The 26,804-nt window shown below is 47.3% G+C and carries 8 protein-coding genes; 5 read left to right on the forward strand and 3 right to left on the reverse strand.

What is annotated here, in order from left to right; translation table 11 throughout:
* Positions 1-527 precede the first annotated feature (527 nt).
* The 5 genes from AAC852_RS03840 to AAC852_RS03860 all read left to right on the forward strand — a co-directional run bounded on the left by AAC852_RS03840 (position 528) and on the right by AAC852_RS03860 (position 3,800).
* Positions 528-857, forward strand: coding sequence for a LapA family protein (locus AAC852_RS03840; protein ID WP_340619893.1), 330 nt, complete (start codon positions 528-530; stop codon positions 855-857).
* 6 nt (positions 858-863) lie between these two features.
* The gene (gene lapB / locus AAC852_RS03845) at positions 864-2,033 is read left to right on the forward strand and encodes a lipopolysaccharide assembly protein LapB (protein ID WP_340619894.1); all 1,170 of its coding nucleotides are present in this window, start codon (positions 864-866) and stop codon (positions 2,031-2,033) included.
* Between the two features lie 95 nt (positions 2,034-2,128).
* Positions 2,129-2,794 (forward strand): orotidine-5'-phosphate decarboxylase, encoded by a 666-nt coding sequence (gene pyrF / locus AAC852_RS03850; RefSeq protein ID WP_340619895.1) that lies wholly within the window; start codon positions 2,129-2,131, stop codon positions 2,792-2,794.
* Positions 2,787-3,110, forward strand: coding sequence for a stress response translation initiation inhibitor YciH (gene yciH / locus AAC852_RS03855; RefSeq protein ID WP_340619896.1), 324 nt, complete (start codon positions 2,787-2,789; stop codon positions 3,108-3,110). Before pyrF ends, yciH begins: the two co-directional genes overlap by 8 nt.
* 240 nt (positions 3,111-3,350) lie before the next feature.
* On the forward strand, positions 3,351-3,800 hold the full coding sequence (locus tag AAC852_RS03860) for a GNAT family N-acetyltransferase (protein ID WP_340619897.1): 450 nt from the start codon (positions 3,351-3,353) through the stop codon (positions 3,798-3,800).
* A gap of 122 nt (positions 3,801-3,922) precedes the next feature.
* On the opposite strand, the gene AAC852_RS03865 is transcribed toward AAC852_RS03860, so the two are convergent.
* Genes AAC852_RS03865 through AAC852_RS03875 form a run of 3 tightly spaced genes read right to left on the reverse strand, consistent with a single transcriptional unit; the run spans position 3,923 to position 26,781 of the window.
* Positions 3,923-6,373 carry a penicillin acylase family protein gene (locus tag AAC852_RS03865; protein ID WP_340619898.1) on the reverse strand — a complete coding sequence of 817 codons (2,451 nt, stop codon included), beginning with the start codon at positions 6,371-6,373 and terminating at the stop codon, positions 3,923-3,925.
* Complete coding sequence (locus AAC852_RS03870; protein ID WP_340619899.1) at positions 6,363-16,850, reverse strand: amino acid adenylation domain-containing protein; 10,488 nt, start codon at positions 16,848-16,850, stop codon at positions 6,363-6,365. Before AAC852_RS03870 ends, AAC852_RS03865 begins: the two co-directional genes overlap by 11 nt.
* A 28-nt stretch (positions 16,851-16,878) precedes the next feature.
* Complete coding sequence (locus AAC852_RS03875; RefSeq protein ID WP_340619900.1) at positions 16,879-26,781, reverse strand: non-ribosomal peptide synthetase; 9,903 nt, start codon at positions 26,779-26,781, stop codon at positions 16,879-16,881.
* Between the last annotated feature and the right edge of the window lie 23 nt (positions 26,782-26,804).

The following is a 26,804-nucleotide window of genomic DNA, read 5'->3' on the forward strand; positions in this document are numbered from 1 at the left end:
CGTTTTTCAAGCCACAGTTTGTTGACGATATTCGTTCACCTAGTCACACAGCCATCTATTATATAGCTATCTATGCTCCCGGAGATCTGTTCCTTTACCGTCACGCTGCATCTTGAATTCCGTAGGGTATAAATATTGTGATACTCAGAACAATACCAGTTTGGAAATCAGCTAAAACTGCGCAAAATTTTCTCTGATTACAGCGCATGTACGCGCTCGGATTATAACAGAAATTATGTTTTTGTCCGTAAAGAAAGATGGTTGCAGAGAACACATGAGAGAAATTAATTACAGTAATTTAGCATGCTAAACTATAAACGTATTTTGGGAGAAAGGTTAGATGTTCTCATGCCAATATAATGACGGAATTGCGAAGGAGTGAAGTAGGATATTGTCATAAAAAAGGAGAAATATTGGTTTGGTGCGATAAAGTGCTTCCTTTGCGTAGACGAGAAATGCTAATTTAGCAAGCCATTATGTCTGTTATTTGGCATATTAATCAGCAACAATCGATAACAGGAAACAATGTGAAATATTTTCTGATCTTATTACTGGCACTGGTTGTTTTTGTTATCTCAGTCACACTGGGAACGAATAATAATCAAGTAGTAACATTTAATTATCTGATTGCCAAAGGCGATTATTCGATATCTACGCTGTTGGCGGTATTGTTTGCCATTGGTTTTGCTCTTGGATGGGGAATTTGTGGGGGATTTTATCTGCGTACCAGTATGTCACTAAGACGCGCCAAACGTAAAATTAAGCGTCTGGAGACTCAGTTGGAACAACCAGTTGAGCTATCAGCCAAAGAGCAAGCCGCTAAAACTACCTCTCCAGTAGTTTTTAACAAGGAATAATTCTCTATGTTAGAGCTGGTGTTTCTGTTGCTTCCTATTGCTGCAGCTTATGGTTGGTATATGGGACGCAGAAGTGCTCAACAAGATAAGCAGCAATCTGCAAATCGCTTGTCGCGTGAATATGTTGATGGTGTTAATTTTTTACTCTCCAATCAGCAAGACAAGGCGGTTGATCTATTTCTTGATATGCTAAAGGAAGATAGTTCAGCGTTTGAAGCACATTTAACGCTGGGAAATCTATTCCGTTCTCGTGGTGAAGTTGAAAGAGCCATCCGAATTCACCAATCCCTTATGGAAAGTGCCTCCCTGACATTTGAACAACGCTTGCTTGCTATTCAGCAGCTTGGCAGAGACTATACAGTGGCCGGGCTATATGACCGTGCAGAAAATATGTTTGTTCAGTTAGTCAATGAAAAGGATTTTCGTGAAAATGCATTTAACTCCTTGCTAACTATTTATCAATCAACCAGCGACTGGAACAAAGCTATTGATGTCGCTGAAAAATTGGTCAAATTGGGTAAGCAGCAGTTTCGGGAAGAGATTGCCCATTTTTATTGTGAATTAGCTCTGCAAGGTATGGGAGAAGAGGATTTCAGTAATGCCATTGGGTATTTGAACAAAGCCGCTCAGGCAGATAAGAATTGTGCCCGTGTTTCTATCATGCTCGGTCGTATTTATATGGCACAAAAAGAATATCTCAAAGCGATTGAGGTACTTAAACGCATTCTTGAACAGGATAAACAGTTAGTCAGCGAATCCCTGCCAATGTTGCAGGAGTGTTATCAGAATCTTGCTCAACCAGAAGAGTGGGAAACTTTTGTTCGACGCTGTGTAGAAGAAGATTGCGGTGCAATTGCAGAACTTCATTTGGCTGATATTGTTGAGAAAAAAGAGGGGCGTGATATCGCCCAACATTACATTAACCGTCAATTGGAAAGCCACCCGACAATGCGTCTATTTTATCGCCTGATGGATTACCATTTGGCAGACGCAGAAGATGGCCGGGCTAAAGAAAGTTTGATCCTTCTGCGTAATATGGTGGGTGAGCAGATCCGCACTAAACCAGATTATCGATGCTATAAATGTGGCTTTACTTCTCGCTCACTTTATTGGCATTGCCCTTCATGTCGTTCATGGGACACCATCAAACCCATTCGTGGTTTAGATGGTCAGTGACAGTGTTATTATTAGTGGCACTTTTCGACATGTTTTTTCATTTATGAAGTTTTCATTCACGAAATAAAGTTTATTAGTTAATTAAAGGCCGAAGAATGACATCTTATACAGCTCAAGCTTTAGGTAAACAGATGGAATCCCCCGTTGTTGTTGCATTGGATTATGATAATCAGGATGCAGCACTGGCATTCGTCGATAAGATTGATCCACAGTATTGTCGTCTGAAAGTGGGTAAGGAGATGTTTACATTAAATGGCCCACAATTTATTCAGGTATTACATCAACGTGGTTTTGACGTGTTTTTGGATCTCAAGTTTCATGATATTCCTAACACAACTGCAAGAGCTGTGGCGGCGGCGGCAGAATTGGGAGTTTGGATGGTCAATGTTCACGCCAGTGGCGGGGAGAGAATGATGACCGCAGCCAAAGAAGCTTTATTGCCTTATGGTAAAGATGCTCCGTTGTTAATTGCCGTAACTGTTTTGACCAGCATGGAACAATCTGATCTAGATGGTGTCGTTTGTTCAGCCCATGAAGCTCAGCAATTGAAAGCGGTATGTGGTCAGAAATTCAAACTGATTACACCGGGTATTCGCCCTGAAGGTTCAGATGCCGGAGACCAACGCCGTATTATGACGCCACCACAAGCTGTTCAGGCTGGTGTGGATTACATGGTCATCGGTCGTCCGATTACTCGTGCTGAAAATCCCGCACTGGCATTACAGCAAATTAATCAGTCTATTGGGATTGTTCATGGATAATAATTCTCGCCTGGTGTATTCGACAGATTTTGGTCGTATTCAAGAAGAAAAAGTGACACCTGCTCGTCCTAAAGGTGATGGCATCGTGCGTATTCAACGCCAAACCAGTGGGCGTAAGGGGAAAGGGGTTTGTGTGATCACAGGTATTGATGCTGATGACCAAACGCTTGTCAAGCTGGCAGCAGAATTGAAGAAAAAATGTGGCTGTGGTGGTTCCGTTAAAGATGGTGAAATTGAAATCCAGGGTGATAAACGTGATTTACTGAAGCAATTGTTGGAAGCGAAAGGAATGAAAGTGAAATTAGCGGGTGGCTGATTTAGTTTCTCATCCTTACCTCATGCTCATTTCATCAATCTTCACAAGCTATGCAGTAAATGAATTGTGTAGCTTGTAATAGCGGCCTATTGATTCAATCAAAATTCAATACGTTTCATATCTCAAAGTTAAATGTTAATAATTCAATTAGATTATCTATTATGAGAAGATTTTAACATTTAAAAATTCATACTATTTAGCACGCCACTGACATTCAGTTAGTTTAAAAGGTTACTATATATGATAGAAATACGTGAAATTGATAGAGATAATTTGTTTGATGTATGCGAATTAACATCAAATAAAGATGGTATTGGAACTGTGATGGAAGAATATATTTGTTGCAATGCTATTTCAATTGCTGAAGCAAAATTTTTTCCTGAATTTAAACCAAAGGCATTATATCATAATGGAATATTGATTGGTTTCTTTATGTATAAACATATAGAACAGAAACCACAGGAAGTGGAAATTTGTCGATATATGCTTGATTACAAATTCTTAGGAAAGGGGCTAGGAAGAATGACATTTGAAGCGATGTTATCTTACTTTAAAGAAATAGGAGTTAAAACTGTAATCTTGATGATAGATGATGATAATCTAATTGCTAAAAAACTTTATACTTCTTTTGGTTTTGTTTTCACGGGAAAAGTTTTAAAAGAAGAGTATTATTACAGTTTAGATATATAAAAATTTTTCGGATTTAGGGTTACATGTGGCTAATATAGGGAATGAGGCGCAGGCGCCTCATCCTATTTGATCTCGATAACTTCTACATACTTCTTTCGAAGTTTCTCAAATAACGTCAGACATCAATCTTTTAAAATCAAAAGACGATAATTTGGATCTGAGACAATGTCTGATTCTTCAAATGGTAAATGTAACCATTGTTTAGCCTTATAGAAACGGGTGGAGTCACTATAATGTGGCGAAGCAGGATCATCTGATAATGAGGTTAATAATGCAGTATAAGCCTCTACTTTATTATTCGGAAAGCTAATAAGCTGTAAGTAACTGTTTCCAAAGATATCGAGATTTGTATCATCGATTTTTTTTACACAAGCGATAGTGAAATATCCGATTTCGTCACAGCCACCATATAAAGGAACCCGATTATTTCCTCGCGGTAAATATAAATAGTCACCTCGTTGTGCATTCAGTGATAATCCACGGTGATTTAAATCCAGTACGGTGGCTCCCAGTGCTTGCCGGAGTGTTTCTGTTATATCAGCATGGAGCTTACGTGGTGTATTTAATGGATCATTTTTGTTAAACGGAATGGCAAATAAAATATGATCCGGTAAATCCAGCAAACGGTCCCAAACACCATCCCAAATATGTGCTCCTTGTGCGGTGATATTACCACTATTATCCCAAGTTTTTAGAATGTGGCAGGCTGAGGTTATATTAACGCGTTGCGGAGAGGAGTAGGTTATGCCATTCAGAGGGTCATGTTGTATATCGACCAGCGGTGAGTGACAGGCTTTTTCTAACAGTTGGGATTTGAATAATTCAGCAGTCAAAACGCGACTGTTTAAAACCATTTTCTGGAGTACTTCATTATTGATGAATTTCCCCGGATACTGATCATGACCTTTCAAACGTTCTTGTACCATGATATGGCCTAAGCGTGTACGCATACTGACAGGTTTATTACCATCGGGGCCAAAGATGACAGGATAACCCGTTAAAGGTGCTTGGGGATTGGTAAGCCAATAACTGTCGTTCATATTGGCGACATAATCAGTACGCAGCAAATTAGGCATTCGCGCTGGTCCTACAGCACCTGCTTGAACTGAATCAGGGTCACTCTGCCAATCACAGAAACTGTGTGAACCGTCAAAAAATGGGATCCCCGGAGCTAATCGGGCAGCCAAGATTTGGCGGGATTTGGTGGTACAAATTTTCATTTGCTCTGGGGAAACATTAGGGACGACCCCCATATCCGCATACCAGGCCTGATCACTGCCACGACCAACGGCGACGGTATTCACCCAAGGCATAGCCGCTTCTTGCTGTTGGATAGCAATAAATTCGTCAAGAGAACGGGATTGACCCCAGCGTAACCAGTTTCGCCATAAGCGGAAATTGTCTTGATTGATATCGCGAACTGCAAATGCTTTTTCTGTGTCCCAACGTAGTGGGGAAAGATTCACCAGTGGCCCATATTCTGACTTATACAATGTGCGAGTAACGGGAATCAAAGCGCCAGAATCTTGTTTAACTTGAACGGTAATGGTGTTGGCTTGCATTTTTATTTTTTTACCATCACGGAGGTAACTTAATGGATCATCAGGTGCCAGACTGAGTTCATAAAACCCCATGCGAGCCGTTACCGAATTAGTGTGACTCCATGCAATATCATTGTTAAAGCCAATTTGGATAATGGGAATCCCTAAGAATGACGCCCCACTGACATTGATTTCACCAGGGATTGTAAATTGAGCTTGGTAGAAACGGTCTGGGCCAAACCAAAACCAATGCGGATTGCCAAATAATAGAGGGGAGTCTGAATGAGTGGCTTGTGTTCCAAATCCATAAACATTACTGCCAATGCCTCTATTTACCAATCTGTTCAAACGAAATGAAGCTATCGACATCGGTAATTCTGAGGTTGAAATATCCGTAGTTGATAAAGTAGTGGGAGGTTGGGCACTGACAATGTTAGTTAACATAAGGCTATACCCTTCTGCAAATAACACAGCATTCATACGTCGATAAATATCTTGTTCACTGATTGGCTGGACCCAGGCCTTATTGCGACAAGCCTGATGAGCAGTGTTATGAAGGGGTAATTCGTGCAGGTATCGGTTATAACCAGCCGTAAAGCCGGAAACAAGTTGTTTGACTTTTTCAGGTTGGGCTTGAACCATACGCTCCAGCATATCTTCTGAGAGAATATGGCGGTGATAAAAATCAGAATCCAGATTTTTCACTTTATTTGTAATCCCTTCATAAACCAGTGTGGCTTTTCCGCCAAAATATCGGGATCGTTCGCCACGATAAGTCAGAAAGGAATCTGCCAGAGTGCAAAGGTTATCCTGGGCCTGAACATAACCATAGCCATAACCTAATCCAACCCAATTTTTGGCTTTAATATGTGGAATGCCTAAACTGGTGCGACGTATTTCTGCATATTTATCCAAATGACTATTAGCTTGTGTCGTAGGAGCGTGATGAAGACAGCCCCCCAGTAAGCTTGAGCTAAAAATGAAGGTAATCATTTTAAGGCAGGATTTTATTTTTATCGTTTCAAATATCATGTTTCTTTTTCCTAGCAATGTTCTGCTGAGCAAAAGCCAGTAGGGTATTGTAGTCATATTTATCTGTAATCCTTTGTAATTCCTCATCCACATGAGGGGAAATATCTATCTCTTCTGTTAGTAAGTCATACAAAGTATTTTTTGCATTAAAGAGTAATCCAGCCTGTTTCTCTTCCTGAGTGAATGTATCTTGATAACGGGCAACCGAATCAATTAATCCTATGAAATTGACAGTTTCTCCCTCAGCTATCAATTGGTTGGCTATTTCATATGCAAGAGTTCCGCCGATTGACCATCCAGCAATCGTATAAGGTCCCGATATTTGGGCTTGACGAATAGAGGTAATATACTCTTTAGCCATTTCGCTAAACGTTAATTGAAGATTTTCATCTCCGAATCTATCACTGGCGGTAATTCCATAAATTGTCATGTCTTGATCATGAATATGAGTGGCAAGATCATAAGCATAGTGGATGCTACCTCCTGCTGGATGGACAAGAAGCAGTGACGATTCACCTTTGCCTTGGCGGATAGTGACTATATTTTTTTGTTGTTCCTGATGGTTACCGGATAAAAGCTGTTGCAGGTAACAGGCAAGCTTACTGATTGTTGGGTGAAGGAATAGATCTCGTATTGCTATATTGATGTTTAAAGCCAGATTAGTGTTTAAAGCTCGACGTAAGCGTGCAACAATTTGTAATGTTAATAGAGAGTGCCCACCGAGTTCGAAGAAATGATCGTGCCGTCCGATACGGTCTAATCTGAGGTTTTCTTGCCAAATTCCAGCAATGATATTCTCTATTTCACCGATAGGTGCTTCATAATCTTGAGTAATCACAGCAAACGAATCTGGTGATGGTAAAGATTGGCGATCCAGCTTACCATTTGGCGTTAGTGGAAATGACTCTAATGTTACAAAAGCATTGGGGATCATATAGTGGGGCAAACTGGTATGTAAAGTTTCCCGTAATTGTTCCAAATTCAGGGTAATCTCTGGTTGTAAAACCAGATAAGCTACCAGACGCTTATCATGAGTGATATCTTCACGTACCATCACAATCGCTTCTTGGATCCCAGGATAGGCTAGTAATTTGGCTTCAATTTCACCCAGTTCAATTCGAAAACCACGGATCTTGACTTGAAAATCATTACGTCCGAGATAATCGATAGTCCCGTCAGGAAGCCAACGTCCTAAATCTCCTGTCTTATACATTCGCGCATCAACTTGCTCACTGAACGGATTGTGAACAAAGCGTTCATTGGTAAGTTCTGGACGATTCAAATAACCGCGAGCCACTCCGATACCTCCGATGTGAATTTCACCAATTACTCCAATGGGGACAGGTTGGTTGTGTTTATCAAGTAAATAAATTTGCGTATTGGCTATTGGACGACCAATCGTTATTTGAGATTTCGTGTGATGGTTGATTTGCTCGATCAAAATATTAGTGGATGCTGTTGACCAGATAGTTGTTTCCGTTGGTCCATACAGATTCCATAAGCTACTAACTTTTTGTTTTAAACGTTGTGCCAGTTCGTGAGATAGCGCTTCACCACCGCTTAATGCCTTGATGTCTGCACCTATCCATCCAGAATCAAGTAACATTCTCCAGGCGGTAGGTGTAGCCTGTACAATTTTGATGTGATGTAATGCAATTAATGTTGCCAATTGTTCGGGATCTTTGGCTATTCGTGATGGCGCTAAGACAATACGGCTGCCGCTGAATAAGGGTAAATAAAGCTCCAGCCCGGCTATATCAAAGCCAATGGTAGTGGAGAAGAGCATTGTGTCGTCAGTAGTAATTTGCAATATCTCTTGCATTGAGAGTAGCAGGTTAACCACACTAATATGTTCTATCATTACCCCTTTGGGTAGCCCTGTTGAGCCGGAGGTATACAGTACATACGCTAAATGACGTGATGTAACGCCTAAATCAGAGGCTGACAAATTACAATCTGGCTGATTTTTGATTTTTGCCTGGTACTCACTATCATCCAGTACCAATAAGGGAATTTCTGTATCGGAGAAACGAACTTGCAGGGCATATTGGGTCAGTAATACTACAGGCTGGCTGTCTGACAGCATATAGGACAATCGTTCAGTAGGATAATCTGGATCAAGAGGAACATAACCAGCGCCTGCTTTCAATATGCCTAATAAGCCGATGACCATATCCAGACTGCGCTCAACACAAATTGCCACCCGATCATCTGGGCGTATACCAAGTGCAATTAAATAGTGTGCTAACTGATTAGCTTTTCGGTTCAGTTCGTCGTAACACAATTGTTGATCGCCGTAAATTAAGGCGATAGCTGTAGGAGAATATTCCACTTGTTGCTCAAAGCGTTGGTGGATTAAATCATCCTGCGAATATTCAATATGAGTATTGTTGAATGTTTGCAAGAGTTGGATACGTTCTGCCTGTGGCAAGATGTTCAATTGTCGGCAGGTATGTTCTGGTGAGTTTTGCAACATCTCGACTAAGTCACATAGCACAGTGTGCATGAAGGCGTTAATCCGTTTGGGATCAAGGAATGATACACACTGCATGGTCAGTGTGAATCCCTGTCCAGTATCATCAACTGCCAAACTTAGTGGGTAGTTGGTACGTTCATTAGAACTTAACAGTTCGATACCTTCCTCGGCAGAGCGCGTATTCTGATCATTATCATTATTTGGGCTGTGGCGATAATTCAACAGACTGTTAAACAGAGGTAAAGGTGCCTTGACGCCACTGCATTGTTGTGCCAATGAAAGCGGAGCTTGTTCATGTTCCAATAATTCACTCAATACCTGGTAAGTCTGCTGGACAACTTGCTGCACAGTAAAACCACCTAATTTAATGCGGATGGGAAGGGTATTCATAAACATACCGAGAGTTTTGTCTGAATTGACTACTCCCTGTAAACGTCCCAACAGCACAGTGCCAAAAACAACATCATCTCGTCCGCTGCATTGTGCCAGTACTTGTGCCCAGCCGACGTGGAACAATACTGCTGAACTGACTCCTTGTTGGTGAGCACAATTTCGCAATGCTTGTGCCAGTGATGTCTCTAATTCGAATTCAGCTTCTGCGAAATGGTCACTGTTTTCGCCATGAACTTCCAACAAACCAAAAGGCAAAGTCGGTTCATCGACATCAGCTAAAAGCTGGCGGAAGTAAGCTTGATGTTGTTCAAGAGGCACCATGCGGAGTTGGGCGATAAAGTTACGGTAAGGCAGAGGAGGGGGAAGTTGATTGCCTTGCCCCAAGAGTATTGTCTGAATTTCATTGAATATGATTTCCAGTGAGTGATGATCACAAACCAGATGGTGATGTAGCAAGGCCAGCAGCCATTTTCCACTATGGGGATCTTTGGCAATGGTGGCTGACAATAATGGAGCCTGTGTGATATTCAGACGTATCAAATGTGGATCAGTATGATAGAGTAATTGCTGCTCAGCCTCACTTTCGGGTGATAATGTCAGTTCGGTAATGGGAAGCTGTGCTTGACGATAAATAACTTGCACGGGTTCAGGAAGATCATTCCAATGAACTGCGCTACGTAAGATATCGTGACGGTTGATTATCTGCTGTAGTGCTTGCAAAAATGTTTCCAGCCTTGCACGACAGTCAAAGGCTATCATCATATTGTCCAGATAAATGTCACCTTTTGTTTCCAGTAAATGGTGAAACAGAATCCCTTCTTGTAATGGCCCCAGTGGGTAAATATCTTGAATATTGCTAACACCCCCAACCACGTTGGCAACGATTTGATCAATTTGTTCTTGTGTTAGCAATACCAATGGCAACATATCAGGTGTGATAAACTGACTGTCATTTGTGATCAAATTAGGTGGAATAATTTGGGCTGTAGAATCGTCAGCAGTCTTATTAATTAGATGGCTTGCCATATCTGCTAAGACAGGAAATGAAAATACGGTACTGACTTGCAATATAAAGCCGCATTGGCGCAGTTGTTCTATTAGGCTAATGACCAGTAAAGAATGTCCTCCCAATTCAAAAAAGTTATCATGACGTCCTACTTGCTTCAGTTGTAGCAGATTTTGCCAGATAGTGGCTAATTGCTGTTCAGTTGCGTTGACAGGAGCTTGATATTCACGACTGATGACATCTGTCTGTTTAGGTGTTGGCAATGCCTTGCGATCTACTTTTCCATTTGGGGTAAGTGGGAAAGCATCCAGTGTCACAAAGATACTGGGCAGCATATATTCCATTAAACGTGTACCTAATTGCTCACGTAACTGAATGATATCCAACGTGGCATCTGATCGTGGGATAATATAGGCTACCAGATTGGTATTACCGTCCTTTTCTTCACGCGCGATGACTACCGCATCTTTAACACCGGGGCAGGCAACCAACTGAGCTTCAATTTCTCCCAACTCAATACGGAACCCCCGAATTTTGACCTGAAAATCATTGCGTCCCCAGTAACTGATATTGCCATCTGGCAACCATTGACCGAGATCCCCTGTCCGGTACATCCGGGCATTTGACGCTGTTGAGAATGGATCTGGAATAAAGCACTTCGCAGTCAGTTCAGGGCGATTCAGATAACCACGCGCAACTCCTGTGCCACCAATGTAAATTTCACCCGTGACACCTGTAGGGACGGGACGGCCTTGTGTATCCAGAATATATAGTTTGCTATTGGTGAGAGGGCGCCCAATCGGAAGGTTGTCCATCACTGGATGCATGGCGTTATCCACTACCAAGGCAGTGGCAGTGACTGTCGTTTCGGTTGGACCATAGGCATTAAGCCAACGACAGTGTTGGGTTTCTGGTAATGATAGCCAATCCTGTAAATAGCGAGATTGTGCTTTTTCTCCTCCCACCGTCACCGTATGTAAATAAGGGCTAAATTGACAACGGGCTGCAACAAGTTCCTGTACCCACAAATGCCAGAAAGCGGTTGGAACATCAAGAGTCGTGATTCTCTGCTCTTGTAGAAAAGCGTTAAATTCAGCGTCGGGGATTTGCAGATGGTTTGGTCGTAGAATTAATGCAGCTCCAGCAGCAAAGGTTGGAAAGATTTCCGATACAGCGGTATCAAATGCAACAGAAGTAAATTGTAAAACACGATCGGTTGCTTTAAGTTCGTTTACCTGCAATTGTGCATCAACGAAGCTCATCACATTGTGATGTTCTATCATCACTCCTTTCGGTAAACCTGTGGAGCCGGAAGTATAAATCACATAGGCCAGATGATGAGGCTGTAATCCTAGTCGATATGGTTCAGGATTTTCGGCAGAGTGTTTCGCCACAGTTTCATGATGACTAACACAATCCAGTGACCATGTAGGTATTTCAGTGTCAGACAGATGAGGCTGTAAGTGTTTTTGAGTGAGCAATAATACGGCAGCACTGTCTGACAAGATATAAGATAGCCGTTCGCGGGGATATTCCGTTGCTAGCGGAACATAACCTGCCCCCGCTTTTAGTATGCCCAATAAACCAATGATGAGTTCTAAACTACGTTCGGCGTAAATTGCCACGCGATCATCTGGTTGTATACCAGATGCAATCAGATAATGAGCTAGTTGATTTGCTCGTCGGTTGAGTTCCCCGTAACTGAGTTGAGTTTCTGCCCAGATTAAAGCGATAGCATCCGGCGTGCGTTCTGCCTGCTGTTCGAAAGATTGGTGAAGCAGGATATTTTGTGAATCAGTTACCGAAACAGGATTAAAGTCCACCAGTAATTGAGTTCGTTCATTTTCAGGCAATATACTGAGAGACTGGACAGCTTGTTCAGAGGAGTGTTGCAGTGCTGTCACCAGTCCATTTAATGCTGAATTAATATAATTATTAATCCGTTCAGGATTAATTTGCTGAGGGCACTGAATTGTTAAAGCAAACTCATCATCAAAAGCATCCACATCCAGCGATAAAGAATAGTGACTGTCCAGCGATAAAGGGGAGTTACTTCGTTCTTTATCGGAGAGTATCTGAACTCCATCCCAAGCCGGTAAGGTGGTTTGTTGAGTTTCACTCTGGCTATGGCGGAAATTCAGTAAGCTATTAAACAGTGGTAGCGGTGCTTGAACACCACTACAACGCTGGGCAATGGCGAGTGGCGTTTGCTCATGCTCTAATAATGCACTGAGCTGCTGATGAGTTTCTTGTACCGTTTGTTGAACCGTACGATCTTGTAGCAAAATACGCACAGGCAGGGTATTAATGAACATTCCGAGTATTTGAGAAGTGCCTGAACCTCCTTGCAAACGCCCCAGTAGCACAGTGCCAAAAACAACATCGTCACGTCCACTGCACAAGGCCAGAACTTGTGCCCAGGCGACATGGAACAATACAGCTACACTAACCCCCTGTTGGCGAGCACAATCTTTTATCTTTCTGCTAAGTTCTTTATCCAGTGTAACAATTGATTCTGTTACCTCAGTATGGTTGTTTTGTACACCTGTTAATCCGAATGGCAAGGTAGGCTCATCCACATCTCCCAACAACTGACGGAAGTAAGGTTGATGATTCTCGACAGGCACGGAACGAATTTGGGCAATAAAGTTACGGTAAGGCAGTGGAGGCGGTAATTGGTCGCCTTGTCCTGATAGTAGCTTCTGGATCTCATTAAAAATGATTTCCAGTGACAAATGGTCACAAACCAGATGATGGTGCAACAAGGCTAGCAGCCATTTCTCGCTATGGGGGTCTTTCGCAAAACTGACTGATAATAATGGTGCCTGCATAATGTCTAAGCGTATTAGACGGGGATCAGTCCGGCGGCGTAATTGTTGTTCAGCATCTTCTTCTAATGACAGGACTAATTCGGTGATAGGCAGTGAGGCCTGGCGATAAACAACCTGCACTGGTCCTGGCAACCCTTGCCAGTGGACAGCACTGCGTAAAATGTCATGACGGTCGATCACCTGTTGCAGTATCCGTAAGAACATATCCAGTCGCTGGCGATTATCAAAGCTGATAAGCTGACTGTTCAGATAAGTGTCACCTTGGGTTTCCAGCAAATGATGAAAAAAAATCCCTTCCTGCAAGGGCCCCAGTGGATAAATATCCTGAACATTGCTCACACCACCGGCTACACTGGCAACAATTTGGTTAATTTGTTCTTGGGTCAATGACACCAATGGCAGCATATCAGGAGTAATAACGCGGCAATCTTTTATGATCAAATTTGGCGGAATGGCCTGTGCTATGGAGCTACCAGCAGTCTCATTAACCAAATGGTTTGCCATATTAGCTAGAGTAGGGGATGAAAAAACATCACTGACTTTCAGAGTCAGCTTTTGCTGACGCAATTGCTCAATCAGATTAACAATTAGTAACGAATGCCCGCCCAGTTCAAAGAAATTGTCATACCGCCCCACCTGTTCCAGATTCAACAGATTCTGCCAAATAGCAGCCAGTTGCTGTTCAAAATCCCCCTGTGGCGCCGCATATTCACGGCTGGCACTAGCTGTGCGATCTGGTGCAGGTAGAGCAGATCGGTCTATCTTGCCATTTTGATTTAACGGAAAGGCTTCCAGTGTGACAAATGCACTGGGGATCATATAACTTGCCAAACTGCTTTGGAGCTGTTCACGCAAGTTATCAACATTCAGGGTCATATTGGGGTGAGGGATTAAATAAGCGACCAGCCGCTTATCTCCACCATTGTCTTCTCTTGCGATAACAATGGCATCCTTAACCCCTGTGCATCCAGCCAACTGAGTTTCTATCTCACCCAATTCAATGCGGAATCCCCTGATTTTGACCTGGAAGTCATTACGGCCTAAGTATTCGATATTGCCGTCTGGCAGCCAGCGACCGAGATCGCCCGTTTTATACATACGGGCATTTTGCTCAGAGGAGAACGGGTCAATAATAAAACGCTCGGCAGTCAGTTCTAGGCGATTAAGGTAGCCTTGGGTAACACCGGCACCAGCAATATGGATTTCTCCCGTTACACCGATCGGAACAGGCTGATCGTGAATATCGAGGATATAAATTTGGGTATTGGCAATAGGGTGACCAATTGGCACATTATTAACAAAACGGCTCAAACAATGACGGCGCTGGTGACTACTGTCAAATACAACACAACCAACAGTAGTTTCTGTTGGTCCATACTCGTTAATAATTCGTGATTCTGGCGATAATTCGTGCCAGAGTGCTGCTGTTGTACTGGGAAGAACCTCTCCTCCCACGACAAAGCAATGTGCAGGGCATTTTTGTCCCATCAATTGCAATTCTTGGCCTATCGCCGAGAGATGACGGGGAGTAATTTTCACTAACGTATACTGTTCACTCGACAACAATGCCGGAAGTAATTCAGTCAGTTCCTGTCTGTCATGAAGCAAACGGATCTTGCCGCCACAGAGTAAAGGTAAATAGAGGCTGGTAACTGTGGCATCAAAAGCTAATGGAGATGAAATAAGGCTATCCAGTTGCCCGTCTGCCAAATAATAACTTTGAGCCCATTGTAAGTAGTTGCTGACATTAGCATGCTCTACCATAACCCCCTTGGGTTGACCTGTGGAACCGGAAGTATAGATAACATAGGCCAAGTGATGCGAAGTCAGACCTAACACCTGAGGATCAGCATCCTGTATTGATACTGAAGCTACAATAGATTGCACTGAATCATTGAGAAACACGGTAGGCACAGAGCAATTTGGTATATCAGGCAGATCGGTTTGAGAAATTAAAACAACGGGCGCGGCATCATTAAGCATATACGCTAATCGTTCAGTAGGATAAGTTGGGTCAAGTGGCACATATCCCCCTCCCGCTTTCAAAATGGCAAGTACACCGATCACCATTTCTAAGCTACGCTCAGTATAAATTGCTACCAAAGAGCCAGGATGTACCCCCAACGCAATCAGGTAATGTGCCAAACGATTGGCGCGGAGATTCAATTCGTGGTAATTCAACGATTGGTCTGCAAAAACCACGGCAATGGCATCTGGAGTGCGTTGTACCTGTTGTTCAAACAGTTGATGGATGAAAATATCTTGCTGGTAGTTTTTCGCTGTGTCGTTAAAATTGCTCAATAATTTAGTCCGTTGCGATGATGTCAGTAACGGGAGAAGCGCGACTCGCTGACTATCATCGGTTACCATTGCCTCCAATACATTAGTGAAATAGCCGCTAATGTGTTCAACCGTCGCCCGCTCGAACAGGTCTGTCGCATATTCCAGAGATCCTGTGATACTTTCTTCAGTTTCGTTAAGCGACAACGTCAGATCAAATTGGGTATTTTTCCTAGATAATGACACCTCCGTAAGTGTCAAACCGGTTAATTCGAACTTTTGTTTCCTAGTATTATCCAAAGCAAACATCACTTGGAAGATTGGGCTATGGCTTAGACTCCGTGGTGGTTGCAATGCTTCAACCAATTGTTCAAACGGCAAATCTTGGTGGGCATAAGCCTCCAAGGCAAGGGTTTTTACCCTAGCCAATAGTGCCCTGATAGTTAGATCATCGTCCAATTTGACTCTCAACGCCAGCGTGTTGACAAAGAAGCCCATTAAAGGCTCTAAGTCACTGTGTTGTCGGTTTGCCATGGGAGTGCCAATCACTATATCCTGCTGTCCACTTAACCGTGACAATAAAGCTCCCCAACCTGCCAACAATGTCATAAATAAGGTAGTGCCATGCCGCTGGCTTAAGGTTTTTAATCCAGAAGTGAGTTGCGGGGATAAGGTGAACATGACCTGATCGCCGCGGTAACTTTGTGCTAAGGGACGCGTATGATCGGTAGGCAGTTCCAACAATGCAGGAATACCTTGTAATTCATGACGCCAATAGTTTATTTGTTTTTCCAGAAATTCACCTTGTAACCATTGCCGCTGCCAAAGTGCATAATCAGCATACTGGAGTGTCAACGGTGGTAGAGGATCGGGTGATCCCTGAGTGAAAGCCTGATAAAGGATAGAAAGCTCATTCATCAGAATATTGAGAGACCAGCCGTCCGTAATAATGTGGTGCTGAGTTAACAACAAGATATGCTGTTTTTCGGCGAGCTTGAGCAATTGGGCACGGATCAATGGCCCTTCACCAAAGTCAAAGGGATGAGTGGCTTCAAATTTCGCGGACTCTTCAATAGCAACTTGCTGGTCTGTAATCGGTAATAAACTGAAATCGTGTACCGTAAGAGAGAAACCGCTATCTGGGCTACCAATGATTTGCCGAGCCTGCCCTTCGACCATTTTGAAGGTGGTTCGCAAGATTTCATGACGTGCAACAATGCGATCTAAGGCAGCTTTTAGGGCAGGCAGATTCAATAATCCGTGCAGATATAAGCCATCTGACACGTGATAAGCGGTTTGGGCTGCAGGATCGAGTTTAGCTAAGAACCACAAACGCTGTTGTGACCAAGAGAGTGGCAACTCCTGTTTAGGATCGGTTCTGCTAACTGGCTGATATCTTTCTTCAATCTGGTTATTTGGGATCCGCCCTTTCAATTTTTTCTGAAGTACTGCCTGCTTTAACTGATTTAGTCTTTGTTCGTTATTATTCATTTTGTTCTTTTGTCCATTTTGTTCACTATTAATCTTCACGTAACATGGCAAGCAACTCATCTTCAGACAGATCATCCAGTTCTTGTTGTATGGAACTGATATCTTGTTGTATTGATGAAATAAGTTCAGCAAGTTGAGAGAGAGTTGAATGACGGAAGATATCTGCAACCGATATATCAAGATGAAATGAGTTACGCAGGCGTCTGGATAGTTGCATGATAGAAAGCGAGTTTCCTCCTAATACAAAGAAATCATCATGGCGTCCGGCTTGGTCTAACCTTAATAAGTCCTGCCAAATTGTGGCAATTTGTTGCTCATTTTCGCCTTGAGGAATTTCATATGCATGAACAGCAATAGAGGAGCGATCTGGCGCAGGCAGTGCTCGACGGTCCAGCTTTCCATTTGCGGTGAGCGGCAAAGTGTCCAATATCATATAAGCTTGAGGAAGCATGTACTCCATCAAGTGACGGCTGAGTTGTTCACGCAGTTCATTGGGATCTAAAGAAATATTGGCTTGTGGTACCAGATAAGCAACTAGATATTGATCATCTGTTGTATTTTCACGTGCAATCACTACCGCCTCTTTAACTCCAGGGCAGGCGGCCAGCCGCGTTTCGATTTCCCCCAGTTCAATGCGGAATCCGCGGATCTTCACCTGAAAATCATTGCGCCCCAGATAGTGGATATGGCCGTCCGGCCGCCAGTGCCCCAGATCCCCGGTGCGGTACATGCGAGCTCCCGGCTGGGCACTGAACGGATCACGGATAAATCGTTCGGCAGTCAGATCAGGGCGGTTCAGATAACCGCGGGCGACCCCCGCGCCCCCCACATAAAGTTCCCCCGTGACACCGACAGGCACTGGCTGGCCGTGCGCATCCAGGATATAGATTTTGCTGTTGGACAGGGGACGGCCAATCGGAACGGCAGCCGTGTGTGGCCACATCTGCGGGTCTTGCCCGGCCTTATCCCCTTCCCAGATGGTGGCCGTGACGGTGGTTTCTGTGGGCCCATAGGCATTAAGCCAGCGGCACGGCTGTGTCTCAGGTAAAGCCTGCCAGGTCTGTAAGTGGCGGGCTTCCACTTTTTCGCCGCCCACCGTCACCGTGTGTAAAGCAGGGCTGAACGGGCAACGGCCGGCGGCCAGCTCTTGTACCCACAAGTGCCAGAACGCGGCCGGTACATCCAGGACGGTGATTTTCTGCGCGTGCAAAAATGCGCTGAATGTGCTGTCAGGAACTTGCAGGGCGTCGGGCCGCAGAACTAAGGTGGCTCCGGCGGCGAAGGTCGGGAAGATTTCCGACACCGCAGTATCAAATGCCACTGCGGTAAATTGCAATACCCGGTCGGTGGCGGTGAGGGGGTTGGCCTGCAACTGCGCCGCGACAAAACTTGTCACATTACGGTGTTCAATCATCACCCCTTTTGGTAACCCGGTCGAGCCGGAGGTGTAAATCACGTACGCCAGATGATGCGGTTGCAATCCCAGCCGGGCGGGTTGCGGGTTGTCAGTCGCATATGTCTCCAGGATGGCCTGCTGGCGGGTATCCTCCAGGCACCAGATGGGAACTGGAGTGTCAGGCAGGTGCGGCTGTAAATGGGTTTGCGTCAGCAGCAAGACTGGTGCACTGTCTGACAATAGATACGTCAGGCGTTCGCGCGGGTGGTCGGTAGCCAGCGGTACATAACCGGCCCCCGCTTTAAGGATCCCCAGTAAGCCGATAATCAGGGCGGCACTGCGCTCGGCGTAAATCGCCACCCGGTCATCGGGCCGCACGCCGGCGGCTATCAGGGCATGGGCTAGCTGATTGGCGCGCCGGTTAAGGGCTGCGTAACTGAATGACGTGTCGCCCCAGATGAGGGCAGTGGCTGCTGGCGTGCGGGCCGCCTGCTGTTCAACAGCCTGATGAAGCAGGCTGGCCGGCGGGGCGGTGACCGTTGCCGGATTAAAGGCCACCAGTAACTGGTGGCGTTCCTCATCCGGTAAGATAGCCGGAGATCGGATAGCGCGGGCCGGGGCCGTGTGCAGGGCGCTCACCAGTTGGCTTAACGCCGACATCATATACTGGTTAATGCGGGCCGGATTCAGGGGCTGCGGGCACTGGGCAGTTAACGCAAACCCGTCCTCAAAGGCATCTACGTCCAGCGATAACGGGTAGTTGCTGTATTCTTCACCGTCGAGGATCTGGATCCCGGCCCAGGCCGGTGAGGCCGCTGACTCAGGGGTCCGCTGGCTGTGGCGGAAATTGAGTAAGCTGCTGAAAAGGGGCAGGGGGGCCGGAATGCCGCTGCACCGTTGCGCCAGGGCCAGTGGCGTTTGTTCGTGCTCCAGCAGGGCACTGAGCTGTTGGTGGGTGGCCTGCACCGCCTGTTGTACCGTGTCATCCTGTAGCCGAATACGGACTGGCAGGGTATTGATCAGCATACCGAATACCTGGGCTGTCCCGGCCCCGCCCTGCAGGCGCCCGAGTAACACCGTGCCGAACACGATATCATCCTGTCCGCTGCACAGGGCCAGCACCTGGGCCCAGGCGACATGGAACAGGACCGCAGCGCTGACTCCTTGCTGGCGGGCACACGTGGTTATCTGCTGGCTGAGCGCGTTATCCAGCGGCATAACGGCTTCGACGATATCGGCCGGGCGGTGTTGGATATCGGTCAGGCCGAACGGCAGGGTGGGCGCTGTCACATCCCCCAACAGTTGTTGGAAGTAAGCCTGGTGGGTTTCAGCCGGCACCGCCCGGATTTGGGCAATAAAGTGCCGGTAAGGCAGTGACGGGGGCAGCGTGTCACCCTGGCCGGCGAGCAGGGCCTGCATCTCATTGAAGATAATTTCCAGGGACAGGTGATCACACACCAGGTGATGGTGTTGCAGGGCCAGAAGCCAGTGTGCACTGCCGGGCTCTTGCGCGAAGGTGGCGGACAGTAACGGGGCCCGGGTGATATCCAGACGGGTGTCAGTCAGGCGGCGTAACTGGTGTTCAGCCGCTTCCCCGGTCGCCAGCACCGCTTCGGTCTGGGGCAGGGCGGCCTGGCGGCATACCACTTGCACAGGTTCGGGCAAGCCCTGCCAGTGGACCGCACTGCGCAAAATGTCATGGCGGTCAATTACCTGTTGCAGGGCCTGTAAGAACTGCGACAGCCGGGCCCGGCTGTCAAAGCGGATAAACTGGCGGTCCAGGTAGGTGTCGCCGTCGGTGTCCAGCAAATAATGGAATAAAATCCCTTCCTGCAGGGGACCGAGGGGATATATATCTTGCACATTGCGCGCGCCGCCAGCGACCTGGGCGACCACCGCGTCAATCTGAGCCGGGGTCAGTGATACCAGCGGTAACATCGCCGGGGTGATAGCCGGGCAGTCCGGCGGGATCAGGTTGGCGGGCGGGCCGGGTATGGGGCTGTCCGCCGGGGCTTGGGTCAGTTGCCGGGCCATGGCGGCCAGAGTTGGGGCGGCGAACACAGCGCTGACCGGCAGGGTCCAGTGATGCTGGCGCAGTTGCTCTATCAGCGTGACCACCAGCAACGAATGCCCGCCCAGTTCAAAGAAATTATCGTGGCGGCTGACCTGGGCCAACTGGAGCAGGGCTTGCCAAACTGAGGCCAGTTGCTGCTCGGCCTCGCCCTGCGGAGCGGCATAGGCCCGGCTGATACGGGTGGCCCGGTCCGGGGCCGGTAACGCCTGGCGGTCGATTTTGCCGCTCGGGTTAAGCGGGAAGGCGGCCAGGGTCACAAAGGCACCGGGGATCATATAGCTGGCGAGGTTATTGCTGAGCTGGTCACGCAGACGGGCCACATCCAGCGGGCCGGGGGCATCGGGGACTAAATACGCAACCAGCCGTTTATCCCCGTGCTCGTCTTCCCGCACGATAACCAGGGCGTCCTTCACTCCGGGACACGCCACCAGGTGCGTTTCAATTTCCCCCAGTTCAATGCGGAATCCGCGGAGTTTGACCTGAAAATCATTGCGCCCCAGATAATGGACCGTGCCCTCCGGCCGCCAGTGGCCCAAATCCCCGGTGCGGTACATGCGGGCCCCCGGCACCGGGCGGAAGGGATCGGGGAGAAAGCGTTCAGCGGTCAGGTCAGGGCGGTTTAGGTAGCCGCGAGCCACCCCCTCGCCGCCGATATAGAGCTCGCCGGTGACGCCGACAGGCACGGGTTGCCCCTGGGGGTCGAGGATATAGACGGTAGTATTGGCCATCGGCTGGCCGATGGGAATATCGTCCGCGGGCAGGGGCTGGCCGGGCTCATACGGGCAGGCGGTGGCATTGACGGTGGTTTCGGTCGGGCCGTAAATATTAATCCAGCGGCAGGCTTGGGTCGCCGGGCTGGTTAACCAGGCGTGCAGGTGGCGCACTTCCGCTTTTTCGCCGCTGGCCGCCACGGAACGCAGGGCGGGCGGCGGCTCGCTGCGCCCTGCCCGGACTTCCTGGGCCCAGAGATGCCAGAACGCGGTGGGCAAATCGACCACCGTGATATGATGGGCGTGCAGAAAGGCGATAAAGTCGGTATCCGGCACTTTAAGGCGGGCTGGGCGTAAGACCAGAGTGGCACCCACCGTCAGGGTGGGGAAGATTTCTGCCACGGAATTATCAAACCCGAAGGAAGCGAACTGCAGCACCCGGTCATGCGGGGTCAGGGCGGTGAGCTGGATTTGCGCTTGAATAAAATTCACCACCTGCCGGTGTTCAACCATCACCCCTTTCGGCTGGCCGGTGGAGCCGGAGGTATACAGCACATACGCCAGATTGGCGGGCGTAAGGCCGGATCCTGTGAGGGAAAGGTTGGTTTGCGGTTGGCGGGCGATATGAGTGTGGTGATCTGCACTGTCCAGTGCCCAAATGGGCAGGCCAGTACTGGCCAGGCGCGTGCTCAGGTGACGTTGGGTCAGGATCAGGAGCGGCTGGCTGTCTGTCAGCATATAGATTAGCCGGTCAGTGGGGTAGTCGGGATCGAGCGGCACGTAACTGGCACCGGCCTTTAAGATAGCCAGCATCCCGATGATCATCTCCAGGCTGCGTTCGACACACAGGGCAATGCGGTCATCCGGGCGGACGCCCTCGGCCCGGATGGCATGGGCCAGTTGATTGGCGTGTTGGTTTAAGTCGGCATAACTGAGCTGGCCTGCTTCGCTCACCAGGGCCGGAGCTGCGGGAGTGGCAGCAGCCTGCTGTTCAATCAACTGGTGGATAAGCGTTTCCCGCGGATAAGCCCGAGCGGTGGCGTTAAATTGGACCAGTAATTGGCGGCGCTGTACCGGGGTCAGCAGCGGGAGGGCGCCCACGGGTTGGCTGTCATCGGCGGCCATTGCCGTTAATACCTGGGTCAGATAGCCGCTGAGGCGGGCAATGGTGGCCCGCTCGAACAGGTCGGTGGCGTATTCCAGATCCCCTGAGATCCCCTCGGCGGTTTCGTTCAGGGATAACGTCAGGTCAAACTGGGCCTGGTTGCGGGCGGCGGGCACCTTGGTCAGGGTTAAGCCGGGTAAGTCGAACCGCTGATGTTTGGGGGTGTTATCCAGGGCAAACATCACCTGAAAAATCGGGCTGTGGCTCAGGCTGCGCGGGGGTTGTAAGGCTTCGACCAGTTGTTCAAACGGCAGATCTTGATGGGCATATGCTGCTATCGTATGGGCTTTTACCTGGGCCAGTAAGGCCTGCACACTGGGGTTATCGTCCATCGTGACCCTTAAGGCCAGGGTATTGACAAAGAAACCGATTAACGGCTCTAACGCACTGTGCTGCCGGTTTGCCACGGGCGTGCCAATCACAATATCTGGCTGGCCGCTTAACCGGGCCAGTAAAATCCCCCAGCCAGTCAGTAGGGTCATAAACAGGGTTGTGCCGTGTCGCTGGCTTAAGGCTTTTAAGGCGGCCACGAGGTGCGGGGATAAAGTAAAGGGGATCTGATCGCCCTGGTAGCTTTGCACGGCGGGCCGGGCGTGATCCGTGGGTAAGGCCAGTAACGCCGGAGTACCGTGTAACGCCTGACGCCAAAAGGTCAGTTGCGTTTCCAGTACCGCCCCCTGTAACCATTGCCGCTGCCACAGCGCATAATCGGCATACTGCACGGGCAGCGGCGGCAGTGGATCGGGCTGCCCCCGCGTAAAGGCTTGGTAAAGCGTGGCCAGTTCATGCAGCAGAATATTCAGGGACCAGCCGTCCGTAATAATATGGTGCTGGGTTAACAGCAGGCGGTGCTGATGATCGGAGAGTTTCAGTAATTGCGCACGTATCAGGGGGCCGTGACTAAAATCGAAAGGGTGGGTGGCTTCCCAGTCAGCGGTGGCCTCGACAGCCGCGTGCCGGTCGGTGGCTGGTAACTGGCTGAAATCGTGTACCGTCAGGGCAAACCCGCTGTCCGGGTGACCGATAATTTGCCGGGTCTGCCCGTCGACCAGCCGGAAAGTAGTGCGCAGGATTTCGTGCCGGGCAACCATGCGGTCTAATGCTGCTTTGAGGGCGGGTAGATCCAAGACGCCATGCAGATGTAAACCTCCTGATACGTGATAGGCGGTTTGGGCCGCGGGGTCGAGTTGCGCTAAAAACCATAAGCGCTGCTGCGCCCAGGAGAGTGGTAATGGCTCTTGGCGGCTGACAGGTACGATATCGGGTTGAATTGACCGAGTTTCTATGACCAAAGTTTGTGCTAAGTCGGCTAATGTTGGTTGAAGAAATAGATCTTGTAGCGTGACATTAATATTCAGAGTCTGACGTAAGCGAGATGCTACCTGTACCGTCAATAAAGAATGCCCACCTAACTCAAAAAAATTGTCATGGCGTCCGACTTGCTCTAGGCCCAATAAGTTTTGCCAAATTTCTGCCAGTTGTTGTTCAATTTCTCCCTGTGGTGCGGCGTATTCATGATTAACACTGGCAGAGCGATCAGGGGTGGGCAGGGCTGCCCGGTCTACTTTACCGCTCTGATTTAGTGGGAAGGCTTCCAGTGTAACGAATGCACTGGGGATCATATAGCTGGCGAGGTTATTGCTGAGTTGTTCACGTAGATTGGCAACATTGAGAATAGCATTGGGTTGGGGGATTAAATAAGCAACTAACCGTTTATCCCCATTATCATCCTCCCTTGCGATAACGATGGCATCTTTAACTCCCATGCAAGCAGCTAATTGAGTTTCAATTTCACCCAGTTCAATACGGAATCCCCGGATTTTGACCTGAAAGTCATTACGCCCCAGATAATGGATATTACCATCCGGCAGCCAACGGCCTAAGTCACCTGTGCGATACATGCGTGCTTCCGGCCTATTGCTGAATGGATCGTAAAGAAACCGCTCAGATGTCAGATCAGGCCGATTCAGATAGCCACGAGCAACACCATCCCCACCGATATATATTTCTCCGGTGACACCGACAGGAACGGGTTGACCCTGTTTATCCAGAATATAGATGCGGGTATTGGTAATGGGGCGGCCAATGGGGATATCTTCAAAAGGACAGGGGTTATCTATATCAAACACACTTGAGGTTGCGTTGACGGTGGTTTCTGTCGGGCCATAGGTATTAATCCAACGGCACCTTTGTGTCCCTGGACTGGATAACCAGGCTTTCAGATGACGAGATTCTGCCTTTTCGCCTCCGGCGGCGACAGAACGTAATTGTTTGGGAGGACAACTATAACCGTTGCTGATTTCTTGAGCCCATAAATGCCAGAAGGCAGTGGGTAAATCGACAACGGTGATATTATTTTCTTGCAGAAAGGAGATAAATTCTGCATCCGGCACTTTGATGTGAGCCGGACGTAAGATCAATGTAGCGCCAACGGCAAGGGTTGGAAATATTTCCGCGACTGAATTATCAAACCCAAATGAAGCAAATTGCAGTACACGGTCATATTGCGTCAATTTTGTCATTTGTATATGAGCATGAATTAAGTGTACTACGTTTCGGTGCTCAATCATGACTCCCTTAGGTAATCCTGTGGAGCCGGAAGTATACAGTACATACGCCAGATTCGAGGGTGTGAGCCCTGACTGAGTGATTGAAATATTGTCTTGGGGTTGGCTGGCGATATTAGTTTGATGTTCTGTGCTGTCCAGTATCCAAATTGGCAGGTCGATACTGGATAATCGCGTGCTAAGGTGACGTTGGGTTAGAATGAGTGCTGGCTGGCTGTCTGACAACATATAGACTAACCGCTCTGTAGGATGTTCTGGATCGAGCGGAACATAGCTGGCTCCCGCCTTCAAAATTCCCAACAGACCGATGATCATTTCCAGACTGCGCTCGACACAAATAGCTATCCGCTCATCTGGACATACTCCCGCTGCTCTGATGGCATGTGCCAGTTGATTGGCATGTTGGTTTAATTCGGCGTAACTGAATTGGCCCTCTTCCCCGATCAGAGCAATGGCATCTGGTCTGGATGCTGCCTGCTGCTCAATTAATTGATGAATAAGCCTATCCTGCTGATAGTCTTGCGCAGAGAGATTAAAATTAGTCAGTAGTTGAGCGCGTTGCGGTGGCGTCAGTAACGGGAGAGTTTCTATTTGCTGGCTGTCATCAGCGATCATCGCTTCTAATAAAGTCTGTAGGTGACCGACCATGCGTTCAATACTGGCGTGTTCAAAGATATCGCTGGAATATTCCAAATCACCGACTAAACCTTGATCTGTATCATTTAGAGATAAAGTTAGATCGAAGTAGGTGCTATTTCTGATACGTGACAGTTCTTTCACGTGTAACCCAGATAGTTCGAAACTTTGCTGCCCTGGCGTATTGTCCAAAGCCAGCATGACCTGAAAGATAGGGCTATGGCTTAGATTACGTGGCGGTTTTAACACTTCTACCAACTGTTCGAATGGTAAATCTTGATGTGCATAAGCGCTCAAAGCCTTATGTTTTACCCGGTTCAATAATTCACTGACACTGGGGTTGTCGCTTAATTGAATACGTAACGCTAACGTATTCACGAAGAAACCGATTAATGGCTCTAGTTCGTGTTGTTGTCGATTGGCAACGGGAGTGCCAATCACGAGATCGTGCTGACCACTGATGCGAGAAAGCAATACCGACCATCCTGCCAGTAGGGTCATAAATAAGGTCGTACCGTGGCGTTGACTAAGTACTTTTAATGCAGAGCTTAAGGTGGGTGAAAAGGCGACATTAACGCGGTTGCCCGTATAACTCTGTTTTATCGGGCGTGGTTTGTCTGTAGGTAACTCCAGCAGTATTGGCGCACCTTGCAATTCATTGCGCCAGTAATTCAATAAATTTTCCAGAACGTTCCCTTGCAACCACTGATGTTGCCAAAGGGTGTAATCAATATACTGGAGCGGTAATTCAGGTAATGGATCAACGAGCTCCTGGCAGAAAGCGTGATAAAGGGTGGATAGCTCATATATCAATACATTAACTGACCAGCCATCCGAGATAATATGGTGCTGTGTTAACAGTAGGATGTGCTCATCTTCTGCTAAACGAAGCAAATGCCCTCTGAACAACGGCCCTTGGGTAAAATCAAAAGGAGTGATGGCCTCGTATCGGGCGCACTTTTCTACCGTAGTTTGTTTTTCTGACTCAGGTAAGTGACTGATATCTTCAGTCGTTAAAGCAAAACCACCGTTGGCATCTGCGATAACTTGCCGGGCAGTACCTTCAATCGACACAAAAGTTGTTCGCAGGATTTCATGGCGAGCCACAATCCTATCCAACGCAGCCTTAAGCGCATTTTGATTCAGGAGGCCCTGTAGGTGAAGCCCTGTTGACATATGGTAGGCTGTTTGTGCCGCAAGATCGAGTTGAGTTAAAAACCAAAGGCGTTGTTGTGCCCAAGATAATGGAATATCACCCTCACGAGGTTGTACAGTAATTGATGTTCTCTGTGTATATTGACGAGTTAGCTTCGCTGCTTTAGCTGATTCAAGTAATTTTTCACGTTCCGCTAATGGTAAAGAATTTAATTCATTATTATTCATACTTAAGTACCATTTAAGGTTGA

This window comes from Xenorhabdus siamensis, from assembly GCF_037996745.1.
Classification (GTDB): domain Bacteria; phylum Pseudomonadota; class Gammaproteobacteria; order Enterobacterales; family Enterobacteriaceae; genus Xenorhabdus; species Xenorhabdus indica.